15 protein-coding genes are annotated in these 19,773 nt (G+C 73.7%); 11 read left to right on the forward strand and 4 right to left on the reverse strand.

The window, feature by feature from the left end; all coding sequences use genetic code 11:
* Positions 1–56: 56 nt before the first annotated feature.
* Together AB0H53_RS19855 and AB0H53_RS19860 are read right to left on the reverse strand one after the other, a co-directional pair.
* Complete coding sequence (locus AB0H53_RS19855; protein ID WP_362114678.1) at positions 57–311, reverse strand: antitoxin; 255 nt, start codon at positions 309–311, stop codon at positions 57–59.
* A 37-nt stretch (positions 312–348) separates the two neighbouring features.
* Positions 349–636, reverse strand: coding sequence for a hypothetical protein (locus AB0H53_RS19860; protein ID WP_362114681.1), 288 nt, complete (start codon positions 634–636; stop codon positions 349–351).
* Positions 637–818: 182 nt separating this feature from the next.
* On the opposite strand from AB0H53_RS19860, the gene miaA reads away from it, so the two are divergent.
* From miaA to hflX, 6 genes are all read left to right on the forward strand, one after another.
* On the forward strand, positions 819–1,757 hold the full coding sequence (miaA, locus tag AB0H53_RS19865) for a tRNA (adenosine(37)-N6)-dimethylallyltransferase MiaA (RefSeq protein ID WP_362114684.1): 939 nt from the start codon (positions 819–821) through the stop codon (positions 1,755–1,757).
* 106 nt (positions 1,758–1,863) lie between these two features.
* A complete protein-coding gene (locus AB0H53_RS19870) occupies positions 1,864–2,340 on the forward strand; it encodes a hypothetical protein (RefSeq protein WP_362114898.1) in 477 nt (158 codons plus the stop codon).
* A gap of 46 nt (positions 2,341–2,386) precedes the next feature.
* The gene (gene dapF / locus AB0H53_RS19875) at positions 2,387–3,268 is read left to right on the forward strand and encodes a diaminopimelate epimerase (RefSeq protein WP_362114687.1); all 882 of its coding nucleotides are present in this window, start codon (positions 2,387–2,389) and stop codon (positions 3,266–3,268) included.
* A gap of 139 nt (positions 3,269–3,407) precedes the next feature.
* Positions 3,408–5,510 carry an HD domain-containing protein gene (locus AB0H53_RS19880; protein WP_362114690.1) on the forward strand — a complete coding sequence of 701 codons (2,103 nt, stop codon included), beginning with the start codon at positions 3,408–3,410 and terminating at the stop codon, positions 5,508–5,510.
* A 175-nt stretch (positions 5,511–5,685) separates the two neighbouring features.
* On the forward strand, positions 5,686–7,158 hold the full coding sequence (locus tag AB0H53_RS19885; protein WP_362114693.1) for a M1 family metallopeptidase: 1,473 nt from the start codon (positions 5,686–5,688) through the stop codon (positions 7,156–7,158).
* 152 nt (positions 7,159–7,310) lie between these two features.
* The gene (gene hflX, locus AB0H53_RS19890) at positions 7,311–8,804 is read left to right on the forward strand and encodes a GTPase HflX (protein WP_362114696.1); all 1,494 of its coding nucleotides are present in this window, start codon (positions 7,311–7,313) and stop codon (positions 8,802–8,804) included.
* Positions 8,805–8,905: 101 nt separating this feature from the next.
* Here hflX and AB0H53_RS19895 read toward each other — a convergent pair whose 3' ends face one another.
* Positions 8,906–10,081, reverse strand: a complete 1,176-nt coding sequence (locus AB0H53_RS19895; RefSeq protein WP_362114699.1) for a hypothetical protein — start codon at positions 10,079–10,081, stop codon at positions 8,906–8,908.
* A gap of 315 nt (positions 10,082–10,396) precedes the next feature.
* On the opposite strand from AB0H53_RS19895, the gene AB0H53_RS19900 reads away from it, so the two are divergent.
* From AB0H53_RS19900 to AB0H53_RS19920, 5 genes are read left to right on the forward strand one after another with little or no spacing between them, the layout of a single operon-like run.
* Entirely contained in the window at positions 10,397–11,806 is a 1,410-nt protein-coding gene (locus AB0H53_RS19900; RefSeq protein WP_362114702.1) for a diaminobutyrate--2-oxoglutarate transaminase family protein, read from the forward strand.
* A 29-nt stretch (positions 11,807–11,835) separates the two neighbouring features.
* Complete coding sequence (locus tag AB0H53_RS19905) at positions 11,836–13,737, forward strand: IucA/IucC family protein (RefSeq protein WP_362114705.1); 1,902 nt, start codon at positions 11,836–11,838, stop codon at positions 13,735–13,737.
* A gap of 40 nt (positions 13,738–13,777) precedes the next feature.
* Entirely contained in the window at positions 13,778–14,485 is a 708-nt protein-coding gene (locus AB0H53_RS19910) for a GNAT family N-acetyltransferase (RefSeq protein ID WP_362114708.1), read from the forward strand.
* A 60-nt stretch (positions 14,486–14,545) separates the two neighbouring features.
* Complete coding sequence (locus AB0H53_RS19915) at positions 14,546–16,417, forward strand: IucA/IucC family siderophore biosynthesis protein (RefSeq protein ID WP_362114711.1); 1,872 nt, start codon at positions 14,546–14,548, stop codon at positions 16,415–16,417.
* 43 nt (positions 16,418–16,460) lie between these two features.
* Positions 16,461–18,431: an ATP-dependent DNA helicase gene (locus AB0H53_RS19920; protein ID WP_362114714.1), complete on the forward strand. Its 1,971-nt coding sequence runs from the start codon at positions 16,461–16,463 to the stop codon at positions 18,429–18,431.
* A gap of 232 nt (positions 18,432–18,663) precedes the next feature.
* On the opposite strand, the gene lexA is transcribed toward AB0H53_RS19920, so the two are convergent.
* Positions 18,664–19,449 (reverse strand): transcriptional repressor LexA, encoded by a 786-nt coding sequence (lexA, locus tag AB0H53_RS19925; protein ID WP_362114717.1) that lies wholly within the window; start codon positions 19,447–19,449, stop codon positions 18,664–18,666.
* Positions 19,450–19,773 lie beyond the last annotated feature (324 nt).

Consider the following 19,773-nt stretch of genomic DNA (forward strand, 5'->3'; position numbering starts at 1 on the left):
CGGACGGGCGTGGGGCGTCACGCTCCACGGCCGTCCGCCCTGCTGTCCCGGCCCGGTCAGGGGGCCGGTGGCGCGGGGGGAGTGGGCGGCGGGCCGCCGTCGTCCCGGTGCGCGATCCGGTCCAGGGCGCGCTTCGCCCTCCCCGTGCCCGATTCGATCCTGTCGCTGTACTTTCCCCCGGTCTTCCGGTCGACCACCCGCGCGGCCTTGTCCAGCCCGTGGTCGATCCTGTCCCCGTGCTGCCGCGCGAGGCCGGAGACCTTCTCCCTGGCAGGGCCCAGCCTGGCCTTCAGCTGATCCAGAAAGCCCATGGGTCACCATCCCCAGTGGTTGTCCGCGGCGGTGGACCTACTTGCGGGCGCCTTCCCCGGCCTCGTTGTCCGCCGCCTCCTCGGCCGACTGCTGCTTCGGGATCTCCACGCCCTCGGCCGCCTCCGGCTGCTGGGCCGGCTCGGGGGCCTGTGCGGCCTCCGCGGCCTCCGCGGCGGCGGACGCCCCGGACGGCGCCGTGGAGCCCTCCACCGCCGGCTCAGGGGCGTCCGCGGGGGCGTCCGTCAGCGTGGCGCCCGCCGCTTCCCTGGCCGGGGCGTCGCCCGACTCCTTGTCCTTCCGGCGAAACCATGCAAAAACGCCCATATCTACTCCATAGCGTACTCGTGTGGGCGAAATCCCGCCCCATCCGGAGCGTCCCATTGCGTCGCCCGGGGGAGCCGGTCCGAAAACCGGCGGTCGGAACCTCGCAACAGGCAACGACCCGAGCCGTGTCGCGTCACGCCACTCGTTCGGGGACGGGCCCGGGGGTTTGCGAGACTGGGGCGGTGAGAAGCGCACCTCCCGCCCCGCGGGTCATCGCCGTCGTCGGGCCCACCGCGGCCGGAAAGTCCGATCTGGGCGTCTTCCTCGCCCAGCGGCTGGGCGGCGAAGTCGTCAACGCCGACTCCATGCAGCTGTACCGTGGGATGGACATCGGTACCGCCAAGCTGACGCCCGAGGAACGCGGCGGCGTCCCGCACCACCTGCTGGACGTCTGGGACGTCACCGAGACGGCCAGCGTGGCCGAGTACCAGCGGCTGGCCCGCGCGGAGATCGACCGGCTGCTCGCCGCCGGCCGCACCCCCGTCCTCGTCGGCGGATCCGGCCTGTACGTACGCGGGGCCGTCGACGCGCTGCAGTTCCCCGGCACCGACCCCGCCGTCCGCTCCCGGCTGGAGGGCGAGCTCGCCGAGCACGGCCCCGGAGCCCTGCACGCCCGCCTCGCCGAGGCCGACCCGGCCGCCGCGCGGGCCATCCTGCCCGGCAACGGCCGCCGGATCGTCCGGGCGCTGGAAGTCATCGAGATCACCGGCCGGCCCTTCACCGCCAACCTCCCCGGCCCCGACCCGGTGTACGACACGGTCCAGATCGGCGTCGACGTGGAGCGCCCCGAGCTGGACGAGCGGATCGCCGCACGCGTGGACCGGATGTGGGAGGCCGGACTGGTCGACGAGGTGCGCGCGCTGGAGGCGCGGGGGCTGCGGGAAGGCCGCACCGCCGCCCGGGCGCTGGGCTACCAGCAGGTCCTCGCCGCGCTGGCCGGGGAGTGCACCGAGCGGGAGGCGCGCGCCGAGACGGTACGGGCCACCAAGCGTTTCGCCCGCCGCCAGGACTCCTGGTTCCGGCGCGACCCGCGCGTGCACTGGCTCAGCGGCGCCGCCGCGCACCGGGCGGAACTACCCGGCCAGGCGCTGACGTTGGTCGAACGAGCGATTACAGCCTGATCACGTGATGGCATCGGGAAGCCCCGCCCGTCATTCCGGAGGCCGGGGCCGTGCCATCATCGAGCATCGATCGACCAGGATTGCCGAGTTGGGAGGGCGCGTGGCGATGGAGGCCGGCCCTCGCGACAGAGAACAGCACGGAGCACCGGACGCGGCACACGGCGAGGCCCGGGTGCCGGACGCCCCCGGGCTGAGCCCGGACGGCCCGGAGCTGGCCGAGGACGGGACCCAGGAGGTCATCCCGGACGAGGTGGAGGTCGAGCTGCGCCCGCCGCGCCGGCTGCGGATCTGGCAGCTCGCGCCCATCGTGGGCCTGGCCGCCCTCGGCTCGCTGATGTTCGCCTTTCCCCTCGCGTTCGGGTCGGGGGACGGCGGCGCGGTCCTCGCCATGCTCGGCCTGCTGCTCAGCGGGTGCGCCGCCGGCTGGGGCATGATGGCCGCCCGCCGGGTCGGCCACACCTGGCCGGGGCTGCCCTCCCGGGGCTCCGGCGAGCGCCCGGACTGGCGGGTGATCGCCCTGTACGTCGTCGGAGCCGCCCTGCTCGTGGCACTCGCGGTGTGGCGGGTGGCCCGCCTGCGCTGACGGCCCGCCGGGCCGGCCGCAGCCCCGTCCCCGTACGATTGATCGCGTGACCACCGCACCCCTCGCCTTCCTCAAGGGACACGGCACGGAGAACGACTTCGTGATCGTGCCCGACCCGGACAACGCCGTCGCCCTGCCCGCCTCCGTCGTGGCCAGGATCTGCGACCGGCGGGCCGGCATCGGCGGCGACGGGCTGCTGCACGTCGTCCGGTCCGCCGCGCACCCCGAGGCACGGGGGATGGCCGGCGAGGCCGAGTGGTTCATGGACTACCGCAACGCCGACGGCTCGGTCGCCGAGATGTGCGGCAACGGCGTGCGGGTCTTCGCGCGCTACCTGGAGCGGGCCGGTCATGCCACCGCCGGTGATGTCGCCGTGGCCACCCGGGGCGGCGTCAAGCGCGTCCACCTGGCCAAGAACGGGGACGTGACCGTCTCGATGGGCCGCGCCCGGCTCCCCGAGGACGGTGTCACCGTCGGCGTCGGCGACCGCCGCTGGCCCGCCCGCAACGTGAACATGGGCAACCCGCACGCCGTGGCCTTCGTCGAGGACCTGGCCCACGCCGGTGACCTGTTCACCGAGCCCGCGTACACCCCGGCCGGGGTCTACCCGGACGGGGTCAACATCGAGTTCGCCGCCGACCGGGGCCCCCGCCACCTGGCCATGCGCGTCCACGAGCGAGGCGCGGCCGAGACCCGTTCCTGCGGCACCGGCGCGTGCGCGGTGGCCGTCGCGGCGGCCCGGCGGGACGGCGCCGACCCCACGCTGACCGGCGCCCCCGTCACGTACACCGTGGACGTCCTCGGCGGCACACTGGTGATCACCGAGCACCCGGACGGCGAGATCGAGATGACCGGCCCCGCGGTCGTCGTGGCCGAGGGGCACCTCGACCCGGCCTGGCTCACGGACATCGAAACCACGTCGGTCTGAGCCATCGCTCGAACGGGTGGTCCGGTTCACGCTGAGCGAGAGCCGGTCAGCTCTCCGTGGTGGGCTCGGTAGCATCAAGCACCGGCCCGGCGGGCACGCCTTGCCCGTCCACCGCCGGTCGACGCCGCCGGAGGTGCCCATGAGTAGCGCAGAGGCCACCAACCCCGCCCCACCCGGCCGCAGACGCGGCCGCCCCAGGATCGACCTCCGCAGGATCGGGCGCGCAGCGCTGCTCGGTCCCACCGCCCGGGACCGGCTGCCCGACGCGATCGGCCATGTCGCCGAGGCCCACCGCGCCCACCACCCGGACGCCGACCTGGCCGTCCTGCGCCGGGCCTACGTGCTCGCCGAGTCCTCGCACCGGGGCCAGTTCCGCAAGAGCGGCGAGCCGTACATCACCCACCCCCTCGCCGTCACCCTGATCCTGGCCGAACTGGGCGCCGAGACCACCACCCTGACCGCCTCGCTCCTGCACGACACCGTGGAGGACACCGAGGTGACGCTCGACCAGGTGCGGGAGGAGTTCGGCGAGGAGGTCTGCTACCTGGTCGACGGCGTGACCAAGCTGGAGAAGGTCGACTACGGCGCCGCCGCCGAGCCCGAGACCTTCCGCAAGATGCTCGTCGCCACCGGCAACGACGTACGCGTCATGTCCATCAAGCTCGCCGACCGGCTGCACAACATGCGCACCCTCGGCGTCATGCGCCCCGAGAAACAGGCGCGGATCGCCCGGGTCACCCGGGACGTACTGATCCCGCTCGCCGAACGGCTGGGCGTCCAGGCGCTCAAGACCGAGCTGGAGGACCTGGTCTTCGCCATCCTCCACCCCGCCGAGTACGAGAACACCCGCGCCCTGATCGCCGCCAACCCCACCGCCCAGGACGCGCTCGCCGCCATCGCCGACGGCGTCAGGTCCGTCCTGCGGGACGCCGGGATCACCGCGGAAGTCCTCATCCGCCCCCGGCACTTCGTCTCCGTCCACCGCATCAGGCTCAAGCGCGGCGAACTGCGGGGCACCGACTTCGGACGGCTCCTGGTCCTGGTCGGCGAGGACGCCGACTGCTACGGGGTGCTCGGAGAGCTGCACACCTGCTTCACCCCGGTGATCTCCGAGTTCAAGGACTTCATCGCGGCACCCAAGTTCAACCTGTACCAGTCGCTGCACACGGCCGTCGCCGCACCCGACGGGGCGGTCGCCGAAGTCCTCATCCGCACGCACCAGATGCACAAGGTCGCCGAGGCGGGCGTCGTCGCCCTCGGCAACCCCTACGCCGCCCCGCCCGAGGGCGCCGAGCCCGCCGAGGACGGCGAGCGCGCCGACCCCACCCGGCCCGGCTGGCTCTCCCGGCTGCTGGACTGGCAGCAGTCCGCCCCCGACCCGGACACCTTCTGGACCTCCCTCCGCGCGGACCTGGCCCAGGACGGCGAGATCACCGTGTTCCGCTGCGACGGCGGGACCCTGGCACTGCCGGCCGGCGCGACCTGCGTGGACGCCGCCTACGAGCAGTACGGCGAGGAGGCGCACGGCTGCATCGGCGCCCGGGTCAACGGACGTCTGGTGCCCCTGGGGACGGTGCTCGACGACGGCGACACCGTGCAACTGCTGCTCGCGGAGGACTCCGGCTCGGGGCCGTCCCCCGACTGGCTGGAGCACGCCCGCACCCCGGCCGCCCGGATCGCCATCAGCCGGTGGCTCAGCGCGCACCCGGAGGGCGTGAAGGTCCCGGCGAGCGTCCCCCGCCCGCCGTCCGCGGCGGTGAGCACCGGCCGCCGCCGGGCGGCCGACGCCGTGGTGGCCGCCCTGCCGGAGGCGGAAGTACGGCTGGCCGGCTGCTGCACACCGGTGCCGCCGGACTCCGTCACCGGGTTCGAGGTGCGCGGCGGGAACGTCACCGTCCACCGGGCGCAGTGCCCGGCCGTGCGCCGGATGGAGGCCCTGGGACGGGCCCCGGTCGCGGTGCGCTGGGGCGAGACGTCCGCCTGCCGGGTGACCCTGGTCGCCGAGTCGTTCGGCCGCCCCCGGCTGCTCGCCGACCTCACCGAGGCGATCGCCACGGCCGGTGCCGCCGTCGTCTCGGCGACTGTGGAGCCCCCCAGCGAGCAGCGGGTCCGGCACACCTACACGCTCCGGCTCGGCGATGCGGCCGAGCTGCCCGCGCTGATGCGCGCCATGCGCGACGTGCCGGGCGTGTACGACGTGACGCGCGCCCAGCGGCCGGCCCAGCGCCCGGCGGCTCCCTGACCGGGCGCGCGGGCCCGGCGCCCGCGGAGGCGGACGCCTTGCGGCGGCCCGCCACGCCCGGCGCCGGACGGGCCGCCTCCGTGCGGCCGCGTGCCGGGTGTTCCGGCGACCCTTTCGGGTGCGCGGGGCGCGCGCCGTCGCGGTGCGCGCCGGGCGCGCTGGTAGCGGTGGGGCCATGCCCCTCACTTCTCGCCGCCTGCGCGCCGCCCTGGTGGTCACCGCCTCGGCCGGACTGATCGCCGCCGCCCTGCCCTCACCCGAACCGCTCGGCATCGGGGACCGGCTCTTCCCCCACCTCGGCAACCCCGGGTACGACGTCCTCGCGTACGACATCGCCCTCACCTACAAGGGCGACAACAGCAAGCCGATGGACGCCCTGACCAAGATCGACGCGCGGGTCACCGGCCCGCTCGACCGCGTCAACCTCGACTTCACCCACGGCACCGTCCGCGCGGTCGAGGTCAACGGCCTCCCCGCCGAGTTCGCGATGAGCGGCGAGGACCTGGTCATCGAGCCGGTCCGCGCCCTCGACGCGGGCGAGCGGCTCAGCATCTCCGTCACCCACACCAGTGACCCGTCCGGCCCCAAGGGCTCCGGCGGCTGGGTGCGCACCGCCGACGGGCTGGTCATGGCCAACCAGGCGGACGCCGGCCGCCGGGTCTTCCCCTGCAACGACCATCCCTCGGACAAGGCGTACTTCACCTTCCGTGTCACCGCCCCCGAGGACCTCACCGCCGTCGCCAACGGCAGCCGGGTGGCCACGGCGCTCGCCGGCGCGACCCGCACCTGGCTGTACCGGGGCAGCGAACCCATGGCCACCGAGCTGGCGCAGGTCTCCATCGGCCGTTCCGCGGTGGTCCACCGCACCGGCCCGCACGGACTGCCCGTCCGCGACGTGGTGCCCGTCGCCGACCGCGACCTGCTGGAGCCCTGGCTGAGGAAGACCCCGGGCCACCTGGAGTGGATGGAGCGGCAGGTCGGCCGCTACCCCTTCGAGACGTACGGCGTGCTGGTCGCCGACGCCGACACCGGTTTCGAGCTGGAGACCCAGACGCTCTCCCTGTTCGAGCGTTCGGTCTTCACCCGCAGCGCACTGCCGAAGTGGTACGTCGACTCGGTGATGGTGCACGAACTGGCCCACCACTGGTTCGGCAACAGCGTCTCGCCGCGCACCTGGTCCGACCTGTGGCTCAACGAGGGCCACGCCACCTGGTACGAGGCGATGTACGCCGAGGAGACCGCCGAGCAGCCGCTGGAGCGCCGTATGCGCGCCGCGTACACCGCGTCGGACGGGTGGCGCGCGGCCGGCGGCCCGCCGGCCACGCCCAAGGCGCCCGCCCCCGGCCAGCAGATCAGCCTGTTCCGCCCGATCGTCTACGACGGCAGCGCCCTGGTCCTGTACGCGCTGCGGCAGGAGATCGGCAAGGACGCCTTCCAGCGGCTGGAGCGGCGCTGGGTGACCGACCACGCGCACGGCACGGCCGGCACCGAGGACTTCGTACGGCTCGCCTCCGAGGTCGCGGGCCGCGATCTGACCGCGTTCCTCAAGGGCTGGCTGTACGGGGAGCGCACCCCGGCGATGCCCGGCCACCCGGACTGGCGCAGCAAGGCCCCGGCGGAGGCACAGGCCCCGGCGGCCGAGCACTGAAACCCGCGTGACGGGCCCGGTGGTGCCGTGCGACCATCGACGGGTCGGCGGCGCTGCCGGGCCCGCATCACAGGGGGCCGCCCCGGGAATGATCCGGGGGAGTCACGCGTTGTGACAGACGTATCGGACATTCCCATCGGCGTAAGGATCCAATGACCTCCTCTTCATCTTCTTCCCAGGACGCACAGAGCTTCGCGGACCAGAACCGCAACCAGAGCCTTCGGGCCGATGCCCTGATGGAAGAGGACGTCGCCTGGAGCCACGACATCGACGGAGACCGGGACGGCGACCAGTTCGACCGCTCCGAGCGGGCCGCGCTGCGGCGTGTGGCCGGCCTCTCCACCGAGCTCGAAGACGTCACCGAGGTCGAGTACCGGCAGCTGCGCCTGGAGCGCGTGGTGCTGGTGGGCGTATGGACCTCGGGGACCGTTCAGGACGCGGAGAACTCCCTCGCGGAGCTGGCGGCGCTGGCCGAGACGGCGGGCGCGCTGGTGCTCGACGGCGTGATCCAGCGACGTGACAAGCCCGACCCGGCCACCTACATCGGCTCGGGCAAGGCGAACGAACTGCGGGACATCGTGCTGGAGACCGGCGCCGACACCGTCGTCTGCGACGGTGAACTCAGCCCCGGCCAGCTCATCCACCTCGAGGACGTCGTCAAGGTCAAGGTGGTCGACCGTACCGCCCTGATCCTCGACATCTTCGCCCAGCACGCCAAGTCCCGGGAGGGCAAGGCGCAGGTCGCGCTCGCGCAGATGCAGTACATGCTGCCGAGGCTGCGGGGCTGGGGCCAGTCGCTGTCCCGGCAGATGGGTGGCGGCGGCGGTGGCGGTATGGCCACCCGAGGCCCCGGTGAGACCAAGATCGAGACGGACCGGCGGCGGATCCGCGAGAAGATGGCGAAGATGCGCCGTGAGATCGCGGAGATGAAGACCGGCCGGGACATCAAGCGGCAGGAGCGGCGGCGCAACAAGGTGCCGTCGGTCGCCATCGCCGGTTACACCAACGCCGGCAAGTCCTCCCTCCTCAACCGGCTGACCGGCGCGGGCGTGCTGGTGGAGAACGCGCTGTTCGCCACCCTCGACCCGACCGTGCGCCGGGCCGAGACACCCGGCGGCCGGCTGTACACCCTGGCCGACACCGTGGGCTTCGTCCGGCACCTGCCGCACCACCTGGTCGAGGCGTTCCGCTCCACCATGGAGGAGGTCGGCGACTCCGACCTGATCCTGCACGTGGTGGACGGCTCGCACCCGGCCCCGGAGGAGCAGCTCGCGGCCGTCCGCGAGGTGATCCGCGACGTGGGTGCCACCGATGTGCGCGAGATCGTCGTGATCAACAAGGCGGACGCGGCCGACCCGCTGGTACTGCAGCGGCTGCTGCGCGTCGAACGGCACTCCATCGCCGTGTCGGCGCGTACCGGCGAGGGCATCGCGGAACTGCTCGAGCTGATCGACGCCGAGCTGCCCCGTCCGGAGGTCGAGATCGAGGCACTCGTGCCGTACACCAAGGGCGGGCTGGCCTCCCGCGTGCACGCCGAGGGCGAGGTCATCTCCGAGGAGCACACCCCGGAGGGCACGCTGCTCAAGGCACGGGTGCACGAGGAGCTGGCCGCGTTCCTCGCACCGTACGTGCCCGCGGCGCACTGACGGCCGCGCCGGACACGGCGGAAGGCCCGCCCCCCTCTGTGTGAGGGGGGCGGGCCTTCCGCGTGTCCGGCCGGTCCGCGGAGTGACCCGCGGACCGGGGCCTACCGGCCCGCGAACTTCCCGCTGACGGCCTCGTACACGCCCTTGGCCTCGGCGCCCAGGCGCGGGCCCGCCAGCCAGCCGGCCTTGACCGGGCCGATGGAGGTGTTGGAGACCAGCGCCGGCTTGCCGTCCTTGCCCCGCGCGACCCAGCCACCGCCGGAGGACCCGCCGGTCATGGTGCAGCCGATGCGGTACATCGTCGGCTGCTCAGCCTTGACGGACAGGCGGCCAGGCCTGTCGGCGCACTGGAACATCTTCTCGCCGTCGAACGGCGGCGCCGCCGGGTAGCCGGTCGCCTCCACGCGCTCGATCCTCTGCGTCGCCGGGGCGTTGAAGTCCACCGCGAGCGCCGAACCGACCGTCTCCTCCAGCGACTTGCCCTTGCCGCCCTTCTCCGGGGTCACGTGGATGACCGCGAAGTCGTACGGAGCGCCCTGGCCACCGGTCGTGGCGCCCTCGGCGATCCACTGCTCGGAGGTCTGCGCCCAGTCGCCCCACCACACGCCGTACGGCGCGATCTCCTCGCGCGAGGAACCGCGCAGCTCGGCGGTGGGCCTGGCGCTGTCGTTGTAGGAGGGGACGAAGGCGATGTTGCGGTACCAGCCGCCGTTCTTGCCGGCGTGCACACAGTGGCCCGCGGTCCACACCAGGTTGGACCTGCCCGGGTTCGCCGGGTCCTTGACGACCGTGGCGGAGCAGACCATCGAGCCCTTGGGGCCGTCGAAGAGCACCTTGCCGGCCTCCGGGGCGCCGGAGTGGTACGGCGGCGCGACCGCCGTGGCCCGGACCGGCTCGGGCGTCGGGTCCGTGACGGCCTCGTCACCGGAGATGTCCCGGTCCTCGACCGGCCGCTCCGGCTCCTCCGCCTCCCGCATCCGGTCGGGGTCCCACAGGCCCTCGATGATCGGGTTGACGTAGTCCTTGGCCTCACGCAGCCATGTGTCCTTGTCCCAGTTCTTCCACTCGCCGTTCCTCCACTTGTCCAGGTCGATCCCGTGCTCCTTGAGCCGGTCCTTCAGATCGTCCGGTATGTGGATCTTTCCGTCGGACCCCTGGCTCGGGGAGGCCGCGGGCGTTCCGCCCGCGTTGTCCTCGCCCGGTCCGCAGGCGGTGGCCGTCAGCGCGAGCGCCGCGGCGACGGAGGCTGCGGCGAGCAGCGGGCGAATGGGTCGCATGTCGTGATCCCCCAGGGACTTCGTAACCGAGCGTTTCTCAGCTCCGCCGCCACCACCGCGGCACCGGAACCGGCCCCCACTATGCCGGTGCCGATGGGGACGGCGTTCGGCAGGGGCTCGGTTCCACCGCGCAAGCTTCTTCTTGCATGCCCGTGATCCGTCGCGGACGTCGTCGTTGGTACGTACGGGGGACACCGGCCCGGCGTCCGCTCGCCCCTCGCCCGGGGAGCGGACCGCCCAACCGGTGCGCGCCCCGACCGTCGCAGCGACCGTGACGCACGTCCGTCACAGATACCCGCGGGAGGACCCCGAGCCGTGGCCCTGACCGAACCAGCTCCGGCGGCGCCGCCCCCTGCCGCGCCCACCGCGCACGAGGGCATCCTGCGGCGCCAGTCGCTGCGCGAGTCGGCGGCCCGCACCTACGCCCGCTCCCTGCCGATCGTCCCGGTACGGGCACGGGGGCTGACGATCGAGGGAGCGGACGGCCGGCGGTACCTGGACTGCCTGTCCGGGGCGGGCACCCTGGCCCTCGGGCACAACCACCCGGTGGTGCTGGAAGCCATCAAGAAGGTCATCGACTCCGGCGCCCCGCTGCACGTCCTGGACCTGGCCACCCCGGTCAAGGACGCCTTCACCACCGAACTGTTCGCCACCCTGCCGCGCCCGCTCGCCGACGACGCGCGCATCCAGTTCTGCGGCCCGGCGGGTACGGACGCGGTCGAGGCCGCGCTCAAACTGGTCCGCACGGCGACCGGCCGCAGCGGGATGCTCGCCTTCACCGGGGCGTACCACGGGATGACCGCCGGCGCGCTGGAGGCATCGGGCGGCGCCACGGACGTACGGGTCACCCGGCTGCCCTACCCGTACGACTACCGCTGCCCCTTCGGCGTCGGCGGTGAGCGCGGCGCCGAACTGGGCGCGCGCTGGACCGAGCAGCTGCTGGACGACCCCAAGAGCGGGGTGCCCTCCCCGGCCGGGATGATCCTCGAACCGGTGCAGGGAGAGGGGGGTGTCATCCCCGCCCCCGACGGCTGGCTGCGCCGGATGCGCGAGATCACCGCCGCCCGTTCCATCCCGCTGATCGCCGACGAGGTGCAGACCGGTGTCGGCCGCACCGGAACGTTCTGGGCGGTCGAGCACAGCGGTGTGGTGCCCGACGTGATGGTGCTGTCCAAGGCCATCGGCGGCTCCCTCCCCCTGGCCGTGATCGTCTACCGCTCCGGGCTGGACGTCTGGCAGCCGGGCGCCCACGCGGGCACGTTCCGCGGCAACCAGCTCGCCATGGCGGCCGGTGCGGCGACCCTCGCGTTCGTACGGGAGAACCGGCTCCCCGAGCGGGCGGCCGTCCTGGGCGCCCGGATGCTGGGGCAACTGCAGGGGCTGGCCGCCGCCCACCGGTGCGTCGGTGACGTACGCGGCCGGGGCCTGATGATCGGCGTCGAGCTCGTCGACCCGGACGGCACCGCCGCCACCTCCACCGGCACCGCCGTCCGCGACGCCCCGCCGGCCGCCCCCGCCCTCGCGGCGGCCGTGCAGCGCGAGTGCCTGGACCGCGGGCTCATCGTCGAACTCGGCGGGCGCCATTCCGCGGTGGTACGCCTCCTGCCGCCCCTCACCCTCACCGACGAACAGGCCGTGGCCGTCCTCGACCGCTTCGCCGACGCCCTGGCCGCCGCCGAGCGTCACGCCCCGCACCACCGGCACGACCCAGGGCCGTCCTCCTGACCCCGCACCCCTCACCAGAAAGCCCCGCCGTGAACCCCACTCCCGCACCCGAAGCAGCCGACGCCGACGGCCGCTCCGCCGCCCACCACCGAGGACCGGACCGGACCCGCGGCCCCCTCACGGCCGAGCCGACGACGGTGCCACGCCAGCAGTCGGGGGGGTACGACGAGGGCCGCGCCCCCGGCACCGTCGCACCGGGCACACCGGCCGCCGCCGACGACCTCGACCACCCCGACCCGTACCACGCCGCGGACGCCGCGACCATCGAGAACCTGCTGCGCTGCTGGGTACGGGAGAACAACCTCGCCCGCCCCGCCGGGCACACGCTGCGCATCCCCCTCGACGCCAGCGGAACGGCCCTGCTCGTGCCCGTCCACCACTGGTCCCCGGCCGGGTGGCACCGCTTCGGCCCGCCCGCCCTCGAAGGGGCCCCGCACAGCGCCCCGCCCGCCGACGCCGTGACGGTCGCCGCCCTCCTCAGCCGCGAGTCCGGCCGGCGCGAAGGCACGGACCTGGTGGGCCGCGTCGCCGACTCCGCCCGCCGCACCGCCGAGTTCATCGCCCACCGGCGAGGGCGGCCCGCGCACGCCCCCGACGCCGACCTCTTCCTCACCGCCGAGCAGTCGCTCCTGCTCGGCCACCCGCTCCACCCCACCGCCAAGAGCCGCGAGGGTCTCTCCGACGCCGAGAGCCGGCTCTACTCGCCCGAGCTGCACGGCTCCTTCCCGCTCCACTGGATGGCCGTCGACCGCTCCGTACTGGCCACCGACTCCGCGTGGACCGAGCAGGGCCGCCTGCTGCCCGCCGAGCAGCTGCTCGCCCGGCTCGCCCCCGGCCTCCGGCTGCCCAAGGACACCGCGGCCCTGCCCATGCACCCCTGGCAGGCCCGCGAGGTCCTGCACCGCCCGGCCGTCGCCGCGCTGCTTGCCGCCGGCCTCCTGCTCGACCTCGGACCGCACGGCGACCCCTGGCACCCCACCTCCTCGGTCCGCACCGTCCACCGGCCCGGCGCACCGGTGATGCTCAAGCTCTCCCTCGGCGTCCGCATCACCAACTCCCGCCGCGAGAACCTCCGCAAGGAGCTCCACCGGGGCGTCGAGGTGCACCGCCTGCTGCGCACCGGGCTGGCCGAGCAGTGGCAGTCCGCCCACCCCGGCTTCGACATCGTCCGCGATCCGGCGTGGCTCGCCGTCGACACCCCGGCGGGCGAGCCCGTCACCGGACTGGACGTCATCCTCCGGCACAACCCCTTCCGCCTCGGTGACGACGCCGTCTGCCCGGCCGGCCTGACCACCCCCCGGCCGTGGCCGGGCGGCACCCGGATGCGCTCCCGCCTGGCGGTCATCGTCTCCCGGCTCGCCGCCCGCACCGGCCGGCCCACCGGAGCCGTCGCCGCCGAGTGGTTCCTGCGCTACCTCGACCACGTCGTGCGCCCGGTGCTCTGGCTGGACGGCACGGCCGGGGTCGCCCTGGAGGCCCACCAGCAGAACACCCTGGTCCTCCTCGACCCCGAGGGCTGGCCCGTGGGCGGGCGCTACCGCGACAACCAGGGCTACTACTTCCGGGAGTCCCACCGCGCCGCACTGGAACGCCGGCTGCCGGGCATCGGCACGAGCAGCGACACCTTCGTCTCCGACGAGGTCACCGACGAACGCTTCGCCTACTACCTCGGCATCAACAACGTCCTCGGTTTGATCGGCGCCTTCGGATCACAGCGCCTCGCCGACGAACGCCTCCTGCTCGCCGCCTTCCGCGAATTCCTCACCGCCGCCACCCGCCTCGGCTCGCCGCTGCCCGCGCACCTGCTGGAGAGCCGCACCCTGCGCTGCAAGGCCAACCTGCTCACCAGGCTGCACGGCCTGGACGAACTCGTCGGCCCGGTCGACACCCAGTCCGTGTACGTCACCATCACCAACCCCCTGCACCCCTGACCCGCCCGTTCCATCCGCCCCGCTGAGAGGAGAGCGACCCGTGCCTCCCACCGAGGCCGGCACCGACACCGGCGCCGGTACGGACGACACCGTGGAGCTACGGCTGCCCGACGAGCTCGTCGCACCGTTCGGGACGGACCAGCCGCTCGGCGGGGAACAGGACGGCGACCCCGGCGGCGACCTGCTGGACGGCGTCGCCGAGTGGGGCCCGGCCACCACCCCGCTCGGCGTCTTCCAGCTCGTACCGGTCCGCGTCCGGCGCGACCTGGCGCTGATCAGCCGCTGGATGAACGACCCGGCGGTCGCCGCCTTCTGGGAACTGGCCGGGCCCGAAACCGTCACCGCCGCCCACCTGCGCGCCCAGACCGGGGGAGACGGGCGCAGCGTGCCCTGCCTGGGCGTCCTGGGCGGCGTACCCATGAGCTACTTCGAGATCTACCGGGCCGACCTCGACCCGCTGGCCCGCCACTACCCGGCCCGCCCGCACGACACCGGCGTCCACCTCCTCATCGGCGGGGTCGCCGACCGGGGCCGGGGCGTCGGCGGTGCCCTGCTGCGCGCCGTCGCCGACCTCGTACTCGACAACCGGCCCCGCTGCGCACGTGTCGTCGCCGAACCCGACCTGCGCAACACCCCGTCGGTCTCGGCCTTCCTGACGGCCGGCTTCCGCTTCTGCGCCGAAGTGGACCTGCCGGACAAACGCGCTGCCCTCATGATCCGCGACCGTGTACTGCGACACCTGCTGTGAAGGGGCCGTCGCTGCTCATACGTCGCTCCGTCCGCATCGGTCCCACCGCGAGGAGTCCCCGTGCCGAAGCCCCCTGCCAGCCACGACTCCGCGGAGCCGTCCGCCCGGACGACCCCGCCGCTGGCGGTTCCCCCCGAACTCAACCCGCGGAGCTGGGCGCGGGCCTCCAGCCGCCTCCTGGCGAAGATGATCGGCGAGTTCGCGTACGAGGAGATCATCGACCCGGTCCGCCGGATCGCCCCGCCCGCCGAGCGGCCCCTCGCCGCCGGCCCCGGCCCGGCCGCCGGCCGGGCTCCCACCGGTGAGCAGTACGGGATGCGCCTGGACGACGGGGCACTGCTCACCTTCACCGCGCGCCGCACCGCGTACGGCAGCTGGCGCGTCGCCCCGGACTCCATCGCCTGCGACGGCAGGCCCTTCACGGACCCCCTGCGCTTCCTGGTGCGCACCCGCCGCCTCCTCGCACTCGACGGGGCGACGCTCGGCCACCTGATCCGCGAGCTGACCACCACGCTCACCGCCGACACCCGGCTCGACCACACCGCGCTCAGCGCCGAGCGGCTGGCCGAGCTGGACTACGCCGACCTCGAAGGCCACCAGACGGGCCACCCGTGGATCGTCCTCAACAAGGGGCGCCTCGGCTTCTCCGCCGGTGACGCGGCCCAGTGGACCCCCGAGGCCCGCAGGCCGGCCCGGCTGCCCTGGATCGCGGTCAGTACCGACCTCGCCGCCTACCGGGGCGTCCCCGACCTCGCCACCCCCCGGCACCTCTACGACCGCGAGCTCGACCCGGCCGTGCGGGAGTCCTTCCGCACCACGCTGCTGGCCCGCGGCCTCGACCCGGCCGGGTACCTGCTGCTGCCGGTCCACCCCTGGCAGTGGGACGAGGTGCTGCTGCCGCTGTACGCCCCGGCCATCGCCCAGGGCACCGTCGTCCCGCTCACCACCGACGGCGACCTCCGGCTGCCGCAGCAGTCCATCCGCACCTTCCTCAACGTCACCCGGCCCGACCGGCACACCGTGAAGCTGCCGCTGTCCGTGCTGAACACCCTCGTCTGGCGCGGACTGCCCACCGAGCGGACCATCGCCGCCCCCGCCGTGACCGCCTGGATCCACTCCCTGCGCGACGCCGACCCGTTCCTGCGTGACGAGTGCGGCGTGTTACTGCTGGGCGAAGTCGCCTCCGTGACCGTCCGGCACCCGCTCTACGACCACCTGCCCGAGGCCCCGTACCAGTACAAGGAGCTCCTCGGCGCGATCTGGCGCGAGCCCCTGCGACTGCCGCCCGGCGAACGCGCCCGCACCCTGGCGGCCCTCCTGCACACCGACCCGCGGGGCCGTTCCTTCACCGCCGAGCTGGTGGCCCGCTCGGGCCTCACCCCGACCGCCTGGCTCCGGCGCCTCTTCGCCACGATGCTGCCGCCCCTGCTGCACTTCCTCTACCGCTACGGCACCGTCTTCTCCCCGCACGGCGAGAACGTCATCGTCGTCTTCGACGAGCGGGACGTGCCGGTACGGCTGGCGATCAAGGACTTCGTGGACGACGTCAACGTCAGCGCGCGCCCGCTGCCCGAGCACGACACGATGTCCGACGACGTACGGGCCGTCCTGCTCACCGAGGAGCCGGGATTCCTCACCCAGTTCATCCACGCCGGCCTGTTCGTCGGCGTCTTCCGCTTTCTGGCGCCCCTGTGCGAGGAACAACTCGGCGTGCGGGAGCGGGACTTCTGGTCACTCGTGCGGGGTGAGATCCTGCGCCACCAGAGCCGCTTCCCGGAGCTCAAGGACCGGTTCGAGACCTTCGACCTGCTCACCGCGCGCATCGAGCGGCTGTGCCTCAACCGCAACCGGTTGCACCTGGACGGTTACCGTGACCGCCCGCAGCGCCCGCACGCCGCCGTCCACGGCACCGTCCCCAATCCGCTGGCGTGAACGGAACGGGATTGTCGGTGCCGCCCCGTAGGCTGGTCGGGCTATGACGAAGCCATCCCTCCCCGATCTCCTCCACGCCGCCGTCGCCGCCGTCGGCGGTGTGGAAAGGCCAGGCCAGGTCACCATGGCCGAGGCCGTCGCCCAGGCCGTCGACGACGGTTCCCACCTGCTCGTCCAGGCCGGCACCGGCACCGGCAAGTCCCTCGGGTACCTGGTGCCCGCCCTGGCGCACGGGGACCGGGTCGTGGTGGCCACGGCCACCCTGGCACTCCAGCGGCAGCTGGTGGAGCGCGACCTGCCGCGGACGGTGGAGGCACTGCACCCGCAGCTCCGCCGCCGCCCGGAGTTCGCCATGCTCAAGGGCCGCTCGAACTACCTCTGCCTGCACCGGCTCCACGAGGGCGTCCCGCAGGACGACGAGGACGGCCTTTTCGACCAGTTCGAGGCGGCCGCGCCCACCAGCAAACTGGGCCAGGACCTGCTGCGGATGCGCGACTGGGCCGACGAGACCGAGACCGGCGACCGGGACGACCTGACCCCCGGCGTCTCCGACCGGGCCTGGGCCCAGGTGTCCGTCTCGTCCCGGGAGTGCCTCGGTGCGACGAAGTGCGCGTACGGGGCGGAGTGCTTCGCCGAGGCCGCGCGGGAGCGCGCCAAGCTCGCCGATGTCGTCGTCACCAATCACGCCCTGCTCGCCATCGACGCGATCGAGGGCGCCCCCGTCCTGCCGCAGCACGATGTACTGATCATCGACGAGGCCCATGAGCTGGTCTCCCGGGTGACCGGCGTCGCCACCGGCGAGCTCACGCCGGGGCAGGTCAACCGCGCGGTGCGGCGGGCCGCCAAGCTGGTCGACGAGAAGGCCGCCGACCAGCTCCAGACCGCCGCGGAGGGCTTCGAGCGGCTGATGGAGCTGGCGCTGCCGGGCCGCCTGGAGGAGATCCCCGAGGACCTGCGGTACGCCCTGATGGCGCTGCGGGACGCGGCCCGTGCGGTCGTCTCGGCCCTGGGGGCGACGCGCGACCGGTCGGTCCAGGACGAGGACGCGGTCCGCCGCCAGGCCCTGGCCTCCGTGGAGAACGTCCACGACGTCGCCGAGCGGATCACCCAGGGCTCCGAGTACGACGTCGTCTGGTACGAGCGCCACGACCGGTTCGGGGCCTCCTTGCGGGTCGCCCCGCTCTCCGTCTCCGGCCTCCTGCGCGAGAAGCTCTTCGCCGACCGGTCGGTCGTCCTCACCTCCGCGACCCTGAAGCTGGGCGGTGACTTCAACGGGGTGGGCGCCTCGCTCGGCCTCGCCCCGGAGGGCACCGAGGGGGAGGACCTGCCCGTCTGGAAGGGCATCGACGTCGGCTCGCCGTTCGACTACCCCAAGCAGGGCATCCTGTACGTGGCGCGGCACCTGGCGACCCCGGGCCGGGAGGGCAGCCGGGGCGACATGATGGACGAGCTCGCCGAGCTGGTCGAAGCGGCCGGCGGCCGTACGCTCGGTCTGTTCTCCTCCATGCGGGGAGCCCAGGCCGCCGCCGAGGAACTGCGCGGCAGGCTGGACAAGCCGATCCTGCTCCAGGGCGAGGACACCCTCGGTGAGCTGATCAAGAAGTTCGCGGGTGACCCGGAGACCTGCCTCTTCGGCACGCTGTCCCTCTGGCAGGGCGTCGATGTCCCCGGACCCAACTGCCAGCTCGTGGTGATGGACCGCATTCCCTTCCCGCGCCCGGACGACCCGCTGATGAGTGCCCGGCAGAAGGCGGTGGAGGAGGCCGGCGGCAATGGCTTCATGGCCGTCGCCGCCACACATGCCGCGCTGCTCATGGCGCAGGGCGCCGGCCGGCTGGTGCGGGCCACCGGCGACCGGGGAGTGGTCGCGGTGCTGGACCCGCGGCTGGCGAACGCCCGGTACGGCAGCTATCTGCGGGCGTCCATGCCCGATTTCTGGTACACCACCGATCCCAACCAGGTGCGCCGCTCGCTCGCCGCGATCGACGCGGCGGCCAGGGCCGCAGGCGCCTGACTTCATGGCGGGCGGCCCCACCGGGGAAGCCCGCCCCGCTGGGGGAGGGGCCTTGGGTCACGGGGCGCCGCCGGACACGCTCGGTCACGGATCACGGATCACGGATCACGGATCACGGGCCCCGGGGCCCGGGACCCGGGCCGCCAGCCACGGGCGCCCCGGGGCCCCGGGCACAACAGGGCCCCGGGACCGGCGCAGTGGGTCCCGGGGCCGGTCCAGACCGGCGGGGCGTTCACACCCGCCGCAGCACCGCCACGACCTTGCCGAGGATGGTCGCCTCGTCGCCGGGAATCGGCTGGTAGGCCGCATTGTGCGGGAGCAGCCAGACATGGCCGTCCTCGCGCTTGAAGCGCTTGACGGTGGCCTCGCCGTCCAGCATGGCCGCCACGATGTCGCCGTTCTCCGCGACCGGCTGGCGGCGGACGGTGACCCAGTCGCCGTCGCAGATGGCCGCCTCGATCATGGAGTCGCCGACGACCTTGAGGACGAACAGCTCTCCGTCGCCGACCAGCTGGCGCGGCAGCGGGAAGACGTCCTCGACGGACTCCTCCGCGAGGATCGGGCCGCCGGCCGCGATCCGGCCGACCAGCGGCACGTAGGAGGCGGCGGGCTTGCCCGTGGTGTCCGTGGGCTGGGTGCTGGGCTGGTCGGAGCCCCGGACCTCGTACGCCCTGGGCCGGTGCGGGTCCCGGCGCAGGAATCCCTTGCGCTCCAGGGCCATCAGCTGGTGCGCCACCGAGGAAGTGCTGGAGAGGCCGACCGCCTGGCCGATCTCGCGCATCGACGGCGGGTACCCACGGCGCTGCACGGAGTCGCGGATGACCTCGATCACGCGGCGCTGCCGGTCGGTGAGGCCCGAGCTGTCCGCTCGGATGCCGGGAGGTCGGCCGGGGAGGGAGCGGGCGGGCTTGGCCCCCTCCGCGGTCGTGGTCGCTTCATTCATGGCGTGTACCGGCTCGAGTCGGCTCTGGGAGCGGTCATGGGCGGTGATGGTGGCACTGTCTGCGGTGGTGGTCACGTCGGCGGCCCCTCTCGGATGGTCTCCCTAGCTGGTCAACGGTAGTTGCTTTCGAAAGGTTGCGCCAAACACACGTTCGAGTGAAAAATCGCGGAATGGCTTACGTGTGCGTGTGACTAGGTGTATGTGCGACCCCTGGGGCGGCCCGCCGCGGCCGTGTCGCGGTGGCGGTCCAGGCAGTCACGGTAACCGCCGCCGCCGTGGCCCGGTGGAGCGGGGCGGGGGTTTCCAGTCTGTCATCCCGGGCATCCGCGGCCGTGGCCGCGCGCCGTGAGCCCGGGTGGCGGCCTCGTCGCACCCGGACTCCGCGACGGACGGTTCGTC

It is taken from the genome of Streptomyces sp. NPDC050856, assembly GCF_040653855.1.
In the GTDB taxonomy this organism is placed as follows: Bacteria; Actinomycetota; Actinomycetes; order Streptomycetales; family Streptomycetaceae; genus Streptomyces.